At 74.5% G+C, this 15,635-nt stretch carries 10 protein-coding genes; 1 reads left to right on the forward strand and 9 read right to left on the reverse strand.

Annotation, left to right across the window (positions count from 1 at the left end; all coding sequences use genetic code 11):
- Positions 1-153: 153 nt before the first annotated feature.
- Positions 154-3,549, forward strand: a complete 3,396-nt coding sequence (locus ABZ354_RS26235; protein ID WP_358660747.1) for a tetratricopeptide repeat protein — start codon at positions 154-156, stop codon at positions 3,547-3,549.
- Positions 3,550-3,838: 289 nt separating this feature from the next.
- Here ABZ354_RS26235 and ABZ354_RS26240 read toward each other — a convergent pair whose 3' ends face one another.
- The 9 genes from ABZ354_RS26240 to ABZ354_RS26280 all read right to left on the reverse strand — a co-directional run bounded on the left by ABZ354_RS26240 (position 3,839) and on the right by ABZ354_RS26280 (position 15,632).
- Complete coding sequence (locus ABZ354_RS26240) at positions 3,839-4,294, reverse strand: hypothetical protein (protein ID WP_358660749.1); 456 nt, start codon at positions 4,292-4,294, stop codon at positions 3,839-3,841.
- Between the two features lie 68 nt (positions 4,295-4,362).
- Positions 4,363-4,920 (reverse strand): NADPH-dependent FMN reductase, encoded by a 558-nt coding sequence (locus ABZ354_RS26245; protein WP_358660751.1) that lies wholly within the window; start codon positions 4,918-4,920, stop codon positions 4,363-4,365.
- Between the two features lie 10 nt (positions 4,921-4,930).
- The gene (locus ABZ354_RS26250) at positions 4,931-6,196 is read right to left on the reverse strand and encodes a cytochrome P450 (protein WP_358660753.1); all 1,266 of its coding nucleotides are present in this window, start codon (positions 6,194-6,196) and stop codon (positions 4,931-4,933) included.
- 71 nt (positions 6,197-6,267) lie between these two features.
- Positions 6,268-7,461 (reverse strand): cytochrome P450, encoded by a 1,194-nt coding sequence (locus ABZ354_RS26255; protein WP_358660755.1) that lies wholly within the window; start codon positions 7,459-7,461, stop codon positions 6,268-6,270.
- A 61-nt stretch (positions 7,462-7,522) separates the two neighbouring features.
- On the reverse strand, positions 7,523-7,801 hold the full coding sequence (locus tag ABZ354_RS26260; protein ID WP_358660757.1) for an acyl carrier protein: 279 nt from the start codon (positions 7,799-7,801) through the stop codon (positions 7,523-7,525).
- Between the two features lie 19 nt (positions 7,802-7,820).
- Positions 7,821-9,575, reverse strand: a complete 1,755-nt coding sequence (locus ABZ354_RS26265; RefSeq protein ID WP_358660759.1) for an acyl-CoA dehydrogenase family protein — start codon at positions 9,573-9,575, stop codon at positions 7,821-7,823.
- Entirely contained in the window at positions 9,572-12,043 is a 2,472-nt protein-coding gene (locus ABZ354_RS26270; protein WP_358660761.1) for an acyl-CoA dehydrogenase, read from the reverse strand. Before ABZ354_RS26270 ends, ABZ354_RS26265 begins: the two co-directional genes overlap by 4 nt.
- Positions 12,040-13,797, reverse strand: coding sequence for a fatty acyl-AMP ligase (locus ABZ354_RS26275; RefSeq protein WP_358660763.1), 1,758 nt, complete (start codon positions 13,795-13,797; stop codon positions 12,040-12,042). The genes ABZ354_RS26270 and ABZ354_RS26275 overlap by 4 nt, the downstream gene beginning before the upstream one ends.
- Positions 13,794-15,632: a thioester reductase domain-containing protein gene (locus ABZ354_RS26280; protein WP_358660765.1), complete on the reverse strand. Its 1,839-nt coding sequence runs from the start codon at positions 15,630-15,632 to the stop codon at positions 13,794-13,796. Before ABZ354_RS26280 ends, ABZ354_RS26275 begins: the two co-directional genes overlap by 4 nt.
- Positions 15,633-15,635 lie beyond the last annotated feature (3 nt).

The following is a 15,635-nucleotide window of genomic DNA, read 5'->3' on the forward strand; positions in this document are numbered from 1 at the left end:
CCTCCGTGGCGGCGGGGCACGTGCGCCCGCCACGCTTCGGTGCGCCCCTGTCCACCGCCCCCACGCCCGCAGAACAGTGATTCGGGTGCCTGTGCGAAAGCGTGGGCTCTGACGCACGTCCGTACGCGAGAAGAAGTACGCCCGTCGGGGGTGATGGTGGACCTTCTTGCTCTGGGACCTCTCGAACTGTGGCACGACCAACGGCAGCACAAGCTCGGAACACGATTACAGCGCGGCCTGCTGGCCGTGCTCGTCCACGCCCGGGGAGAACCCGTCGGCGTGGACACACTCATGGACCGTCTGTGGAACGGGGAGCCGCCGCGGTCGGCCCCGGACACCCTGCAGAGCTACGTGTCGCGGCTGCGGGGGCGGCTGGGGCAGGCGGTCCGCGACGACCGGGCCGGGATCGACCGGACCTCGTCCCGGCAGTACCGGCTGCGGGTGGACCCGGCCGTCATCGACCTGGTGCGCGTCGAGCGGTTGCGGGAGGACGCGTCGGCCGCGGCTCTCCGGGGTGAGCGGGACGATGCCGTCACCATGCTGCGCACCGCCGAATCGTTCTGGCGCGGCGAGCCGTTGCCCGAGTTCACCGGCAGCACGTGGGCGGATTCGGTGCGCGCCCGGCTGGCCGAGGACCACCGCCGGGTGCGGGAGGAACGCATCCAGCTGGAGCTGGACGCGGGCCGGCACGCCGACCTGATCGGCGAACTGCGGGAACTGGCCGAGCAGAATCCGTTCGCCCAGCGGGTGATCGGCGCGCTGATGCTGGCCCTGTACCGCTCGGGACGACACGACGAGGCGTTGCACGCCTACCGCGTCACGCGTGCCGCGCTGAGTGAGGACCAGGGCATCGAGCCGGACACCGAGCTCCAGGATCTCCACCTCCGCATGCTCGAACAGGACCGCTCCCTCCTCCGGCCGCCCGACACCGGGCGGGTGACGGTCGCGTCGCCCGCGCCGGAGACCGGGCCGGGGACGGTCATGCCGCCCGAGCCGGACACCGGGGCGGGAACGGTCGCATCGCCCCCCGCGCCGCACACCGGGGCGGGGGCCGTCACGCCGCACGCGCCCGGGGCCGGGGCCGGGCCGGGGACGGCTCCCCCGCCCGCGCCGCACACCCGGTCCGGGACGGGCACGCCCCCCGCGCCGCACACCGGGGCGGGGACGGTCGCATCGCCGCCCGCGCCGCCGGAGTCCCGCAACTGTCTGCCCCGCGACACCCCCGACTTCACCGGGCGCGCCGCCGAGCTGCGCATCCTGCTCGCCGCGGCCGGCCGCACCGCCCCGACCGCCCTGCCGGTCACCGTCGTCCACGGCATGCCCGGCATCGGCAAGACGGCGTTGGTCCTGCACGCCGCGCACCGGCTGTGCGAGGCCTACCCGGACGGGCAGTTCTACGTGGACCTGCGCGGGTACGGCGGTGAGCGGCCCCTCGACCCCGCGGAGGCACTCGCCACCCTGCTCCAGTCCACCGGCTTCGACGGCGAACTGCCGGGCACGCTCGGCGAGCGGGCGGCCAGGTGGCGGGAGTGGACCGCCCGGCACCGCGCGCTCGTGGTCCTCGACAACGCCAGGGACACGGCACAGGTCGCACCCCTGCTGCCCGGTTCGCCCGCCTGCCGGGCCGTCCTCACGACGCGTGGCCGGCTGGCCGGGCTGGACGGAGCCGCATTCCTGCCGGTGGAGGCGCTGTCCCGGGCCGAGGCGACCGCCCTGTTCACCAGGATCGTCGGCCCGTCCCGGGTGTCCGGCGAGCACGACGGCCTGGAGCGCGTCGTGGACGCCTGCGGCTGCCACCCCCTGGCCGTGACCCTCCTTGCCAGCCGCTTCCGGTTCCGGGGCTCGTGGGACCTTCAGCACCTGCTCGAACGTCTGGCACGCGCGGCCAACCCGCTCCACGAGTTCGACGACCTGATGTCGGCGGTGTTCCGCTTCTCGTACGCCGAACTCACCCGCCCCGCCCAGCAGTTGTTCCGCCGCCTGGCGCTGCACACCGGCCCGGACCTCACCCTGCCCGCGGCCGGGGCACTCGCCGGGTGGCACCTGGCGCGGCAGGCGGGTCTGCTGGAGAGGTGCGTCGAGGAACTGCTGGACTCCAGCCTGCTGGAGGAGCCGGTGCTCGGACGCTACCGGCTGCACGACCTGACCCGCGCCTTCGGCGTGCAGGTCGGCCTGGACACCGACACCGAGGACTCCCGGCACGAGGCGGCCGGCCGCCTCGTCGCCCACCACCTCTCCACCGCCCTGCGGGCCCACCGGCTCACCCACCCGCACCGCCGCCCGCTGCCGCCGACGCCGGAGACCGAGTCCCGTTACGCCCTGACCTTCTCCGGCAAGGACGAGGCCACGGTGTGGCTCACCGTCGAACGCCCCAATCTGCTGGCCACCGCGCGCACGGCCGCCGCCGGGCATCCCGCGTACGCGGCGGTGTTCCCGCGCGTACTGGCGAGGACGCTCAAGCTGTGGGGGGCGCTGGACGTCGCGGCGGAACTCTTCGACGCCGCCCTGCCGGTGCTGCGCGCCCGCGGCGACCGGTCCGCGCTCGCCGGCACCCTGACCGACCGCGCGGACCTGCTCGCGCAGCTCAACCACGGCGAGGCACTGCGCTGCGCGACGGAGGCGCTGGCGCTCTACCGGGACCTCGGGGACACGGGCGGCCGGGCCGACGCCCTCCTGCAGTCGGGGCGCGCCCACCTCGCGGGAGGCCACGGCGGCAGGGCGATGCAGGACCTCGAACAGTCCCTGGCGCTGTACCGCGAGGCGGGCGACCGCGCGGGCGAGGCCGACTGCCTCAACGTGCAGGGGGCCACGCTGGCCTACGCGGGCCAACACCACGAGGCCCAGGAGCGGGTCCGGCTCATGCAGGAGATCCACGAGGCGCTGTCCAATCCCTACGGCGTGGCGCGGGCGCTGAACAACCGGGGGGAACTGCTCTGCGCGCAGGGCCGCTTCGACGAGGCCCGCGACTGCTACGAACGGTCCCAGGTGCTGATGCGGCAGCACGGCGGTCGGTACGATTTGGCCATTTTGGACAGTAATTTGGGTGTCGTGCACGGGGCGACCGGTCGGACCGAAGAGGCCCTTGCCCATTTCCGGCGGGCCCGGGCCGCCCACGAGGCCAGTGGTGACGCGCTGGGCGTGGCCGACGTACTGATCAGCATGGGCACGGTGTACGCCCGGTCCGGGCGGCGGGGCGAGGCGCTGCTGCACCTGACGATGGCGGAACGTGTCGCCGCCGACATCGACAACCCCTTCGAACGCCATCGGGCACTGCTCGCGATGGCGGAGGTACAGCGGGAGTCGGGGCGGCTGGACGCCGCGCACCAGGGGTACGGGGAGGCGCTCGGCGTGGCCCGGAGCATCGACTTCCCCCTGGGCTGCGCGGCCGCGCTGGCGGGGCTGGCGTGGACGGCCCACGTCCGCGGCCGGCCGGAACAGGCCCGTCGGTACGCCGTGGAGGCGGAGGACCTGTACCGGCGACTCGGGGCCGACGCCGAGGCGGACAAGCTGTCGCCGCTTGTCACGCCTCACGAGGCGGCCGGCCCCTGAGCGACCTGCTGTGCCGGTGCCGTCAGGCGGTCGTGCCGGGGACGACCCACATCCACCTGTCAGCCACGGCCACGGCGGGCGCGACAGGCACGGTTACGAAGGTCAGGACGCAGACGGCGACGGCGGACAGCCGCTTAAAACGAATGTTCAAGTTACTTCCTCAACACGTTGGCGCGATGATCAGTTCACCGCATCGGGCAGCGAGGCTAACGCCAACGAGTAGATTTCGTAAAATCTGACCGTCACTCGCACATTCGCAACGCATATGCCCCGCACGCCACTTGAGCCCTCACCGTTCTCCCCCGTCCCTCTCAACGCCCCGCGGCGACTGGACGTGGAACGTCAGGCCGGAGATCTGCTGCGCCTGGAAGACCGGGGCGTACTGGGTGCCGCCACTGACGCTGTTGCTGACCGTGCCCGCCCGCGCCCCGTTCCCCTCCGGGGCGAGCTGAGCGAGCAGGGCCCTCAGCTCCTCCGCCGCCCCCGGTTCGGACAGCAGCGCGAGGCGCAGGCGGGTGCGCCACGCGTCCTCGATGTCGACGGCGGCGCCCTCGTCCCCCGCCTCCCGCGCGGCGATCAACTCCGCCCGGGAGGCGCCCAGTTCACGTTCGACCGTCTCCTCGTCACCGGCGCCCGCGAAGAACCGTGCCACCCGGTCCCGCGCCTGCGTCCAGGTCTCCGACACCATGAGTCCCACCAGTGTGGTGGCCCCCGACGCCGCCAGTGCCGCCAGTTCGGCTTCCACTGAACCCCCTCGTGTCCATGGTCCGTCGAGCACGTGTCAGCCACGGTAGAGGACGTGTGAGGGACGGGTCACGGTGCGAGAGCGGCACTGTCCTCCCGGGCTTCGGCGACGGCTCGGGCCAGGTCGTCGAGGAGGCCCTTCAGCTCGGCCAGGGTCGGCTCGTCGGTGATGCGGCCGTCCGCGATCTTGCGGGTGGCCTGCGGGATGCGCAGCCCGTCGGGGAGTACGGCCGCGCCCATGACCGTGAGCGTCTGGGTCAGCCAGGCCCGGGCGTTGTCGCCGCCCGTGACGGCCGGGGACGCGCTCACCAGGGCGACCGGCTTCGCGGCGATCTCACCGCCGCCGACCAGCCACTCCAGGGCGTTCTTCAGCACGCCGGAGGTGCCGTGGGCGTACTCGGGAGTGGCGATGAGGAGGCCGTCGGCCGCTTGGACGGCGGCGCGCAGGTCGGCCACGATGTCGGGGAGGGCGGTCTCCTCCACGTCGGCGTTGAAGAAGGGCAGACGGTCGAGGCCGGGTTCGACGGTGATCTCCCACGGTGGGGCGAACAGATCGGTGGCCGACCGCAGCACCGACGCGTTGAGCGACTTCTCCCGGAGACTTCCGCACAGGGCGAGTACCTTCATTCCGATCACCCTACGCTCGGAACGTGACGGGCAGTGAGGACAGCGCTCGGGAGACGGTGGAGGGGCGGTACGCCGGCTCGCCGGCGAGGGCCAGGTCCGGCAGTTTCTCGAAGATCAGCGGGACCGCGATGCGCGCCTCCAGGCGGGCCAGTGGCGCTCCCAGGCAGTGGTGGATGCCGTGGCCGAAGGCCAGGTGGCCGCGTTCGCCGCGGGTGATGTCGAACGCCGCGGCGTCCGGGAAGCGTGCCGGGTCGCGGTCGGCGGCCGCCACGCTCAGCGCCACGGCCTCGCCCGCCGGGATGGTGACGCCGCCGACGGTGACGGGCTTGCGGGTGAAGCGCCAGATGGCGTTCTGGATGGGGCCGTCCCAGCGCAGCACCTCCTCGACGGCGTCCGGCCAGCGGTGCGGTTCCCGCTTCAGCAGCGCGAGTTGGCCGGGGTGGCGGAGCAGCGCGAGCACGCTGCTGCCCAGCAGGTTGACGGTCGTCTCGTGGCCGGCGGACAGCAGCAGCGCGAGCATGGAGACGAGTTCGTCCTCGCCGAGCCGGTCGGTCTCGTCGCGGGCCGAGATGAGCGCGGACGTCAGGTCGTCGCCGCCCTCGACGCGCTTGCGGGCGACCAGGTCCGCCAGGTAGCCGTGGACGTCCTGGAAGGCGGCCATGGCCGCGTCCCTGCTGTCCTCGTCGTTGCTCATGACGGCCTCGACGTCGCGCCGCAGCCGTTCACCGTCCTCGGCGGGCACGTCCAGCATGTGCCGGACGACCTCCATGGGCAGCAGCGCGGCGAAGCCGGTGGTCAGGTCGGCCCGTCCCACCCGTTGCGCGGACGGCTCCCCGGTCTGCTCCCCGGCGCGCTCCAGCAGGTCGTCCAGCAGGCGGGTCGCCGTCCGCTCGATGCTCGGGGCGAGGGCCTCGATGCGGCGCGGGGTGAACGCCTTGGAGACCAGGGAGCGCAGCCGGGTGTGCCGGGGCGGGTCCGAGACCAGCATGGAGTCGCCCATGCCGATGACCACGTCGCCGGTGATGGGCACCCGTTGTTCCTGGAAGGCGGTCCAGGTGCCGGCCATGTCCTTGGAGTAGGAGTCGTTGTCGAGGAAGGCGGCGCGGCAGTCCTCGTAGCGGGTGAGCAGCCAGGCCTCCACGCCACCGGGCAGGGTGATCCGGTGCGCCGGGGCGTCTTCGGAGAGCGCCGCGTACGCCGGGTAGGGGTCGGCGACGAACTCGGGGGTGAAGAGGCTCGTGGTGGTGGCCGTGTTGGCGTGCGGGCAGGCGTTCACGGTGGGTCCATTCGGGGGTCGGGGGGTGGAGGGCCGGGGGCGTGGGCCGAAGGCGGGGGCCGGCCCGTGGGTCACCAGGTGACGGGCAGTTCGCGTACGCCGTAGAGCACCATGTCGTGGCGGAAGGGGAGTTCGCCGACGGGCTTGACCGGCCGCAGGCCCGGCAGGCGGGCGAAGAGGCCGCCGAACACCTCGGTGAGTTCGACGCGGGCGAGGGTGGCGCCGACGCACTTGTGGAAGCCGTGCCCGAAGGCGAGGTGCCGGGTGGTGTTCTCGCGGTGGATGTCGAAGGTGTCGGCGTTCTCGAAGACGCTCTCGTCGCGGTTGGCGGCGTTGAGCATCACCAGCACCCCGTCACCGGCGCGGATGAGCCGGCCGCCGACCTCGACGTCCTCGGTGGCGGCCCGGGGCAGGCCGGCGTGGTTGATGGACAGGTAGCGCAGCAGTTCCTCGACCGCGCCGGGCAGCAGCGCCGGATCTGCCCTCAGCTCGGCGAGCTGGCCGGGGTGTTCGAAGAGGGTGACCGTGCCGATGCCGATCATCTGGGCCATCGTGTCGTAGCCCGCGAGCAGCAGCAGGGCCGCCATGCCGACGAGTTCGCCGTGGTCGAGGCCGCCGTCGGCCGCGCGGGCGACCATGCGGCCGAAGAGGTCCTCGGACGGCTTCTCCTCCTTCGCGGTCACCAGCCGGTCGAAGTAGGCCATCAGCTCGCCGGCCGCGCGCACCGCCTCCTCGGGCGGGCTGGTGCGGTCCAGGACGGTGTCGGTGAGGGACACGAACAGCTTGTGGTCCTCGAAGGGCACGCCGAGGATCTCGCAGATCGTCATGGCGGCCATGGGCAGCGCCAGCTGACGTACCAGGTCGGCCGAGCGGTGGCCGTCGGCCGTCATGTCGTCGATCAGTCCGTCGAGGATGCGGCGCATGGTGGGCCGCAGGGCCTCCATCTGGTTGATCAGGAACTCGCGGGTCACCGTCCGGCGCAGCCGCCCGTGGTCCGGCGGGTCCGCCTGCATGAAGAAGCCGGCCGGCGGCGGTACGTCTCCGGTGACGTACGTGGGGAAGCCCGGCGTGCGCGGATCGGAGCTGAACCCCCGGTGGGTGAGCACGGCCCGCGCGTCCTCGTGGCGGGTGACGACCCAGGCCGTGTCGCCGCGCGGGGTGCGCACCCGGAAGACGGGCCGCTCGGCGCCGAGCGCCCGGTACTGGGGCGGCGGGTCGAGCGGATGGGAGCGGGGCATCGGGAACTCGGGCAGCGTATCGGTCATCGCGGTGACTCCGTACGTGGGTGCGCGGGGCGGTTCGGCAGGGCGCAGGTGAGGGGAGGGTTCAGCGGGCGGCCGTGATCAGCGGGACCAGTGCCTCGGCCAGCGGGTCGAGGGCGGGGTGGTCCCACATCACGGTCGGCTCGACCGCTATGCCGTAGTGGTCCTCGATGTCGGCGCACAGGCCGAGCACGTACACCGAGTCCAGGCCGTACTCGGTGAGCGGGAGGTCGTAGCGGATCTCCTCGGCGGGGCGCCGGATCTGTTCCGCCACGCGGTCGCGCAGCCAGGCGCGGACCTCGACGGCGGTGACCGGCCCGGGCCGGGTGACGGAGTCGGACATGGCGTTCCTCCAGGTGGGTTCAGGCCCCGGTGGGCCGGCGGTCGAGGTCGAAGGTCAGGCCCGCGTCGAAGCGCCGCAGCAGCTCCGCGTGGAGCGGCTCGGCCAGGGCGGGAGGCAGCGGGTCCCGGTGGCGGTCCAGGTGGGCGCCGAGCCGGTGCAGGGCGGCGAGCGCGGCCACCGGTTCGGCGCCGAAACCGCCGTGCCACCAGGTGTTGAGGCAGGCGGAGGCCGCGAGGACGCCAGTCCAGCGCCCGGCCAGGCCGAAGGCGTACGGCGTGGCGGCGGGCCCGGTGTCGGCGGGCCGCAGGCCGCTCGCGGCGGTGGCCAGCGCGTCGAGTTCCGCGTGCCAGGCCCTGGCCGGGTCGCTGAGCGGATCGTCCGGGGGCGCGGCGGCGAGGCCGTCCACGAGGGACTGGGACAGCGGGTCGCGTCCGCCGGCCGTCAGCGCGAGCCGCTCGAACCGCAGGGGCGTCCGGCCGGGCAGGGCGTGCCGGGGGCGGAAGGTCTCCTCGGAGAGTCCGTCGGCGCGCTCGGCGCGCCAGGTGCGGCGGACGGTGAGGGGGAGCTGGGGCAGCAGCGCCGACAGGCAGGACACCCGGGAGGCGTGCCCGAAGGCCGACGGCTGCACGTCCCGCAACAGCTTCTGGAACAGGGCGTGCTCGCCGCCGCGCAGATAGAACTGGGAGCCCAGCAGCTCGGACAGGCGGTAGACGGCCCGCATCAACACGGCCGGTACGAAAGCCTTGACGGCGGACGCGTACACGCCGGCCTGGGCGGGCGCGGTGTGGGTGGCGCGGGCGGCGACGGTGGTGAAGACGTCCGCGAGCAGCAGGTCGGCGAACGCCTCCGCGAGGAGCGAGCGGGACAGCGGGAGGTCCGCCGCCGTGCCGCCGTACAGCGAACGTCCGTGAGCCGCGCGCAGGGCGGTGCGCAGCGCCGTGTCGAGCAGCCCGATCGTCATACCGGGCAGGGCGATGCGGGTGGCCTGGAAGGAGCGCAGAGCGGTCTCGACGCCCTGGCCGGGGCGGCCCACCACACTGTCGGGCGGCACGGGGCAGCCGGTGAACTCGACGCCGCCGAGCGGCACGCCGCGCATGCCCGCGGTGCCGAACCGCTCCAGGTGCCGTACCGCTCCGGCGGGCAGCGCGTCGGCGTCGAGGAGCAGCTGGGAGTGGCTGCGGCTGCCCGGGGCCGGGTCGGTTCGGGCGAACACGACCAGGGCGCCGGCCCGCCGCAGGTTGGCCACGACCTCCTTGCGTCCGCTGAGCCGGAGACGGCCGTCGGGTCCGGGCAGGGCGGTCAGCGCGGCGCGCGCGAAGTCGTTGCCGTGCGCGAGTTCGTGGTAGACGCAGGCGGCGCGGGTGCCCGACAGGAGCCGCTCGGCGAGCCATGCCCGCTGGGGCGCGCTGCCCGCCGTCCAGACGTTGACGCCGGCCATGAAGGAGCCCGCGCCGTAGCCCAGCCCGAGGCAGGGGTCGCGCCGGTAGACCGCCCTCATGACGCCGATCAGGCCTTCCAGGCCGGTGAACCGGCCGCCCAGTTCCTCCGGTACGAAGTGGGCGTTCAGGCCGTGGGCGGTCAGGAGGTCCTCGCCCGCCGCGAGCATGGTGGCGCGCTCGTCGGCGGCGACGACCGCGGTCCGTCCCACGGGGTTCGCGGGGTCCTCGGCGGCGCCGAAGAGGACTTCGAGGCGCTCGATCGCCGCGTCGGGGGTGAGGTGCCCGGACGGCTGGGCGGGGGGCTGGGCGGGGGTGGCGGGGGCGGTCGATGTCATGCGGTCGGCTCCTTCGCCGGGTCCGTCCGCGGGGTGCCGTCCGGCTCGGCGTGGTGCGGCAGGGCAGCGAGCAGGGGTTCGTACGCGTCGTCCGGGGCCTGGTGGCCGGGTCTGAGCAGTTCCAGGGCGCGTTCGGCGGCGGCCGTCAGGCGCAGCGCCCTGCCGGGGGCGGCGGGTGCGGCGTCGTGGGGAGCGAGTGCGGCGGGAGCGGTGGCGGCAGGGTCGGGAACGGGTGCGTCGGGTGCGGTGGCCCCGGGCGCGGTGACGTCGGGTGCGGTGACGTCGGGTGCGGTGGCGGCCAGCAGGTGGACGGCTGCCGCGCCGGCGAAGCAGAGCTCGTAGCGGCGGGCCAGGGCGAAGGCCTCGGCGGGGGTGTCGCGGGCCGCCGCCGGGCGCAGCGCCGCCATCAGGTCCGCGAGGCGGGCGGTCTCCTCAGCCAGCGCGACGGCGATCTCGTGGGCGCGCGGTGGATGCCCGCGGAGCCGCTCGACGGCCGCGGGCAGGGCCTGTACGACGCTGCATCCGGTACGGCTCGTCAGGCGCAGGGCGTCGAAGTCGAGGGGCGCGAGGCCGCAGCCGAGGGCGGCGGCGAGGCCCGGCTCGTCGTAGGTACCGCGACGGGCCAGGCGGGCGAGGACGGGGAACTGGGAGATCAGGGCGGAGCGGTTGACGGCCGTGGTGCCGTCGAAGACGCCGACGATGCGGTGGTCCCGCTCCACCTTCTGGAACATGCCGTGGGCGTGGTGGCCGGTCAGGTAGCCGCGTGCGCCCATGAGTTCGGCCAGCTCGTCGATGGTCTGCTGGACGATCTCGGGCACGCCCGCCTTGACCACGGCCGACACCACGCTCATCTCACCGGTCAGGCAGTGCGCGGAGCGTGTCGCCAGGAGGGCCGCCGCGTCGGCGAGTTCCAGGGAGGCGGCGGCCCGTCCGAGCACCCGGCGGGCGAGCGGGAGCCGCAGCAGCGTCGTGCCGTACAGCTCGCGTCCGGCCGCGAACGCGTGGGCCAGCCGCAGGGCGTGTTCTCCCGCGCCGAGCGAGAGGGCGGTGCACACGGTCCGGGTCAGTTGCAGGGACCGCAGGACGATCTCCAGGCCCTGCCCGGGGCGGCCGGTCAGCGCGCCGGCGGGGATCTCGGCCCCGGAGAAGCGGATGCCGCTGATGTCGGCGCCCCTGATGCCGTGCGTGGGTTCCTTGGGCAGTGCGTGCCAACTGCCGTGTGGCAGACGGGACTTGTCGACCAGGAAGAGGCTGAAGCCGCGCGGGCCGCCGTCCGGTGAGGTGCGGGCGAGGACGGAGATGAGGTCGCCCCGGGTGGCGTTGTTGACCGGCCACTTCGTGCCGTCGAGCCGCAGCCCGCCCGCGGCGTTCGGTGCGGCGTCCGAGACGGCGACCGGTGCGGCGTCCGAGGCGGCGGCCGAGGCGGGTGCGGCCTCGGTCGGTGCGGTGACCGGCACGGCGTTCGGCACGGCGTTCGGGGCGGCGACCGCAGCGGCGTCCGAGGCGGCGGCCGGTGCGGGTGCGGCCTCGGTCGGTGCGGTGACCGGCACGGCGTTCGGGGCGGCGTTCGGGGCGGCGTTCGGGGCGGTGACCGCTGCGGCGTCCGAGGCGGCGGCCGGTGCGGGTGCGGCCTCGGTCGGCACGGCGACCGGCACGGCGGTCAGCCGGCCGGCGAGCAGGTCGCTGCCCCGGCCCGGCTCGGTCAGCCCCCAGGACACCACCGCGTGCTCGTCGACGACCCGCCGGGCCAGGGCGTGGCGCTGCCGGTCGTCGCCCGCGACCCACGTCGGCACCGAGCCGAGGAACGTCTTGCCGTGGGCGACGGCGACGGTCACGTCCCGGCGGGCCACGGCGCGCAGCGACGCGACGAGTTCGGGCAGGCCGCCCGCGGCGCCGCCGAGCGGGGCGGGGACGTAGGCGCGGGCGATGCCACAGGCGTCCAGCACCGCGCAGGCTTGGGCGGGAAACTCCTCGCGTGCGTCCAGCCGCGTGATGCACTCCGGGGAGAACGGCCCGGCCTCACCAGTGCCCTCATCATCGGCCTGACCGGTCTCCTCGCCGGGCTGTCCGGGCTGTCCGGTCTCCTCGCCGGGCCGACCGGGCTGACCGGTCTCCTCGCCAGGCTGACCGGGCCACGCTGCGGCGCGCATCGCGGTCTCCAGGGCATCGGGGAGGCCGTGCGGCCAGTCCGGGCCGACGGCGGCCACGGAAGCGACCACGGTTACCGGGTCGGGGGCGGCCACCGGGGCTGCCGCGGCCGGCGGGCCGGTCGCGACCACCGGGGCCGTCGCGGCCACCGGAGCGGCGTCCGGCACCGGAAGGGCCTCGGTCGCCGGGAGGGAGGCCGAGGCCGGGACCGCCCCGGTCAGCACGACGGCGTCCGGCACCGGAACCACCCCGGTCGCCGGGGCGACGGTGTCAGTCAGCGGCGCGGCGGCCTCGTCCGCCGGGGCGACGGCCTCGTTCACCGGTCCGCCCGCGACAGCATGGCCCGGATCTCCGGGTCCAGGTCCTCGAACAGCGGGGAGAGCGCGCTCTGGAGGAACAGGCCGCGCATCTCGGAGCGCTGCACCTTGCCGCTGGTGGTCTTGCGGACGGCGCCGGGGCGCAGCAGGACCAGCCCGGCCACGCGCACCCCGAACTCGCGGTACACGGTGACGCGCATCGCGACGGCCAGCTCCCGGTACTCGTCCTCGCTGAACCGGCCGCGCACCTCGTGCAGGACGACGACCTCCTCGTGCGGCGCGGGCACGGTGAACGCGGTGCCGGCGAGGGTGGCCAGCGGCGCGTGGTGGAGGCGCAGCTCGTGCTCGATGTCGTGCGGGTAGAGGTTGCGGCCGTGGACGATGAGGAGGTCCTTGCTGCGGCCGGTGACGTACAGCTCGCCGTCGAGCAGGGCGCCGAGGTCGCCGGTGCGCAGGAACGGGCCGGCGCCGTCGGCGGTACGGGCCCGGAAGGTCTCCTCGGTGGCGTCGGGCCGCCCCCAGTAGCCGGCCGCGACGCTGGGCCCGCTCAGCCAGATCTCCCCGGTCATGCCGTCGGGCAGCACCCGGTGGTCGGCCGGGTCGACGATCCGTACGCCGAAGTCGGGTGCGTCGCCGCAGCCCACCAGTTCCCGCGTGGGCCCGCCGGCCCGGGCGGGCTCCAGCAGGTGCTTCTCCAGGGCCTGCGGGTCGACGTGTTCGACGCGCGGCGGGCGGCCGGCCAGACCGGACACGTAGACGGTGGCCTCGGCCATGCCGTAGCAGGGCGCGAGGGCCTCGGCACGGAATCCGGCGGGCGCGAAGCGGGCCGCGAAGTCCCGCAGGGTGGAGGCCTGGATGGGTTCGGATCCGTTGGCGGCGAACGTCCAGCGTGACAGGTCGAGGCCGGCGATCTGCGCGTCGGTGACGCGGCGCAGGCACAGCTCGTAGGCGAAGTTGGGCGCGGCCGAGTAGCCGAGGTCGTATGCGTCGATCAGGGCCAGCCACTGGTGCGGTCGTTTCAGGAACGCCATGGGGGACATCAGGGCGCAGTGGCTGCCGAGGAACAGGCCGGGCAGCAGCTGACCCATCAGGCCCATGTCGTGGTAGAGCGGGATCCAGCCGCCGAAGTTGGTGTCCTCGGTCAGGCCGAGCGCGCCGCACAGGCTGTCGGCGTTGTGCAGCAGGTTTCCGTGGTCGACCATGACGCCCTTGGGGTCGCCGGTCGAGCCGGAGGTGTACTGCAGCAGGACCAGGTCGCGGGCCGCGGCGGGCGGTTCGCTCCACTGGCCGGCGTCGCCGAAGTCCGCGGTGTCGCTGGCGGCGACGTCGATGTCCAGGCCTTCCGACGCGGCCCAGGCGCGGGCCTCGGCGAGCTGGCCGGTGTCGGTGAGCGCGACGCGCACCCCGGCGTCGGCGGCGATCCCGGTGACGCGGCGCTGCTGGTGCTGGAACTGTCCCGGCATCGGCGAGGGCACCGCGACGACACCCGCGTACAGGCAGCCGAGGAAGGCGGCGGCGAAGGGCAGGCCCGGCGGGTGCAGCAGCATGACCCGGTCGCCCGGTGCGCAGCGCTCCTGCAGCCAGGAGGCGACCCGTCGCGCCTCGGCGTCCAGCGCGGCGTAGTCGAGGGTGTGGGCACCGTCCGCCGCGCCGGGGTCCTGCACGAAGGTCAGCGCGGCCCGGTCCGGCCGCTCCGCGGCGTGGCGGCGCAGCAGGTGCAGGGCGCTGGGCTCGCGCAGGAGCGGGGAACGGTTCATGGGGCGGTCCTCTCGGCATGCGCGGGCGGGTGGTCGAGGGGCGGACGGGCAGCGGGCGCGAGGGCGGGGGGCAGGTAGCCGATGGCGTCGAAGTAGTCGAGGTAGCGGCCGATCAGGTCCCGGTCCGGGGGGAGGCACGCGATGCCCGATCCGGCGAGGGCGGCCCGCAGGTTGTCCGTCTCGAACACGGGCCTGCTGCCCCGGTAGCCGAGGTCCTCGGCGGGCACGTCCGGCCCGAACAGCGGCAGGAAGCGGGCCAGTTCGTTGTCCTCGCCGCGTTCGGTCGCCGCCGTCAGTTCGGCGTACCAGTCGGCGTACGGCAGGCGGCGCAGCGGGCGGCCGCACTCGGCGAGCAGGTCGACGAGCCGGTCCCAGGGCAGCGGGTACGCGCCCGGGAGGTTGAAGGCGGTGCCGTGCCCCTGCCCGCCGAGCGCCACATGGGCCACCGTCGCCGCGCAGAAGTCGACGGGCGTCGTCTCCAGGTGCACGTCGAACTCCAGGGCCGCGCCGAGTTGCACGCACCCCTTCACCACGGCGTTGAGGAAGGTGTCGGTGGCGCAGGCGCCGGTGGTCTGCGCGCCCGTGATCTGCCCGGGCCGGTAGACGCAGGTGGGCAGGGAGCGCGCGTGGGCCTGCGCCATCATGCGGTCGCCGACCCACTTGGTCTGCCGGTACCCGCCGACCACGCCCTCGGGGTCGGTGGCCGCGTCCTCCGCCCACCGGTGCTCGCCGGGCCGCCCCGGATAGACGGCGAGGGAGGACACGTAGTGCACGGGCTTGATCCGGTGCCGTCCGGCCAGCCGCAGCACCTCCTGGGTGCCGAGGACGTTGACCGGCTTGAGTCTGCGGTACGGCAGCGCGTAGCTGGACCAGGCGCCGTTGTGGACGATCATCTCGACGTCCCGCGCCAGGCGCCGGTACGTCGCCCGGTCCACTCCGAGGTAGGGCCGGGCCAGGTCGCCGGGCACCCCGGTGAACCGTGCCGCGTCGCCCTCGCGCCACACCCCGTACCGCTCCATCGTGTCCCGCACCCGGTCCGCCGCCCGGCGGGGCGTGTCGGCGCGGACCAGGACGTACAGGTGGGCGGTGGAGCGGTCGATCAGTTCGCGCATCAGGAAGGCGCCGGTGTATCCGGTGCCGCCGGTGAGCAGGACCGTGCGGTACGGGGCGGGGGACGGGGGTTCCGCGTCCGGCTCGGGGGCGATGTCGGCGGGGAGTACGGCTTCCGCGGCGAGGTCGTCGCCGGCCAGGGAGCGCGGGTGCGCGGCCTGCCCGCCGTGCGCGGGGGTGGCGGCCGAATCGTCCGGTCCGGTGCTTGTGCCGAGGTGGCGGGCGAGGCGTTCGACGGTCGGATGGTCGAACAGCCGGCGCAGGGTGATCTGCTCGCCGGTCGCGTCCCGCAGCAGGGCCGCCGCCCGGACGGCTGCGAGGGAGTCGCCGCCCAGCTCGAAGAAGTTGTCCTCGAGTCCCACCCGGGAGACTCCCAGGACCTCGCCGAAGGCGTCGGCGACCTGGATCTCCAGCGGGGTCTGCGGGGCGACGTAGGCGGCGGCCGTGTCGTCGTCCGTCACGGCGGGGAGGCTGCCGCGGTCCACCTTGCCGTTCGGCAGTTTGGGCAGCTCGGGCAGGACCACGAAGCGCGCCGGGACCATCGCGTCCGGCAACTGCCGGCCGGCGAACTCCCGCAGCCGGGAGCGGAAGGCGGCCCGGGCGGTGCGGGCGAGGGGGTCGTTGGCGGTCAGTGCGGACGGCTGCGGGACCGGTGACTGCGGGACCGGTGACTGTGTGGGGGACGGCTGTGGGACCGGTGGCTGGGTGGCGGACGGCTGCTGCATGGG

Source organism: Streptomyces sp. NPDC005925 (assembly GCF_040638805.1).
Taxonomy (GTDB): Bacteria; Actinomycetota; Actinomycetes; order Streptomycetales; family Streptomycetaceae; genus Streptomyces.

Bases quoted from the DNA above. Each gene is read 5' to 3' on its own strand.
- ABZ354_RS26235 (WP_358660747.1), top strand. From the start codon at position 154: ATGGTGGACCTTCTTGCTCTGGGACCTCTCGAACTGTGGCACGACCAA.
- ABZ354_RS26245 (WP_358660751.1), bottom strand. From the start codon at position 4,920: ATGAAGGTACTCGCCCTGTGCGGAAGTCTCCGGGAGAAGTCGCTCAAC.
- ABZ354_RS26255 (WP_358660755.1), bottom strand. From the start codon at position 7,461: ATGACCGATACGCTGCCCGAGTTCCCGATGCCCCGCTCCCATCCGCTC.
- ABZ354_RS26260 (WP_358660757.1), bottom strand. From the start codon at position 7,801: ATGTCCGACTCCGTCACCCGGCCCGGGCCGGTCACCGCCGTCGAGGTC.
- ABZ354_RS26265 (WP_358660759.1), bottom strand. From the start codon at position 9,575: ATGACATCGACCGCCCCCGCCACCCCCGCCCAGCCCCCCGCCCAGCCG.
- ABZ354_RS26275 (WP_358660763.1), bottom strand. From the start codon at position 13,797: ATGAACCGTTCCCCGCTCCTGCGCGAGCCCAGCGCCCTGCACCTGCTG.
- ABZ354_RS26280 (WP_358660765.1), bottom strand. From the start codon at position 15,632: ATGCAGCAGCCGTCCGCCACCCAGCCACCGGTCCCACAGCCGTCCCCC.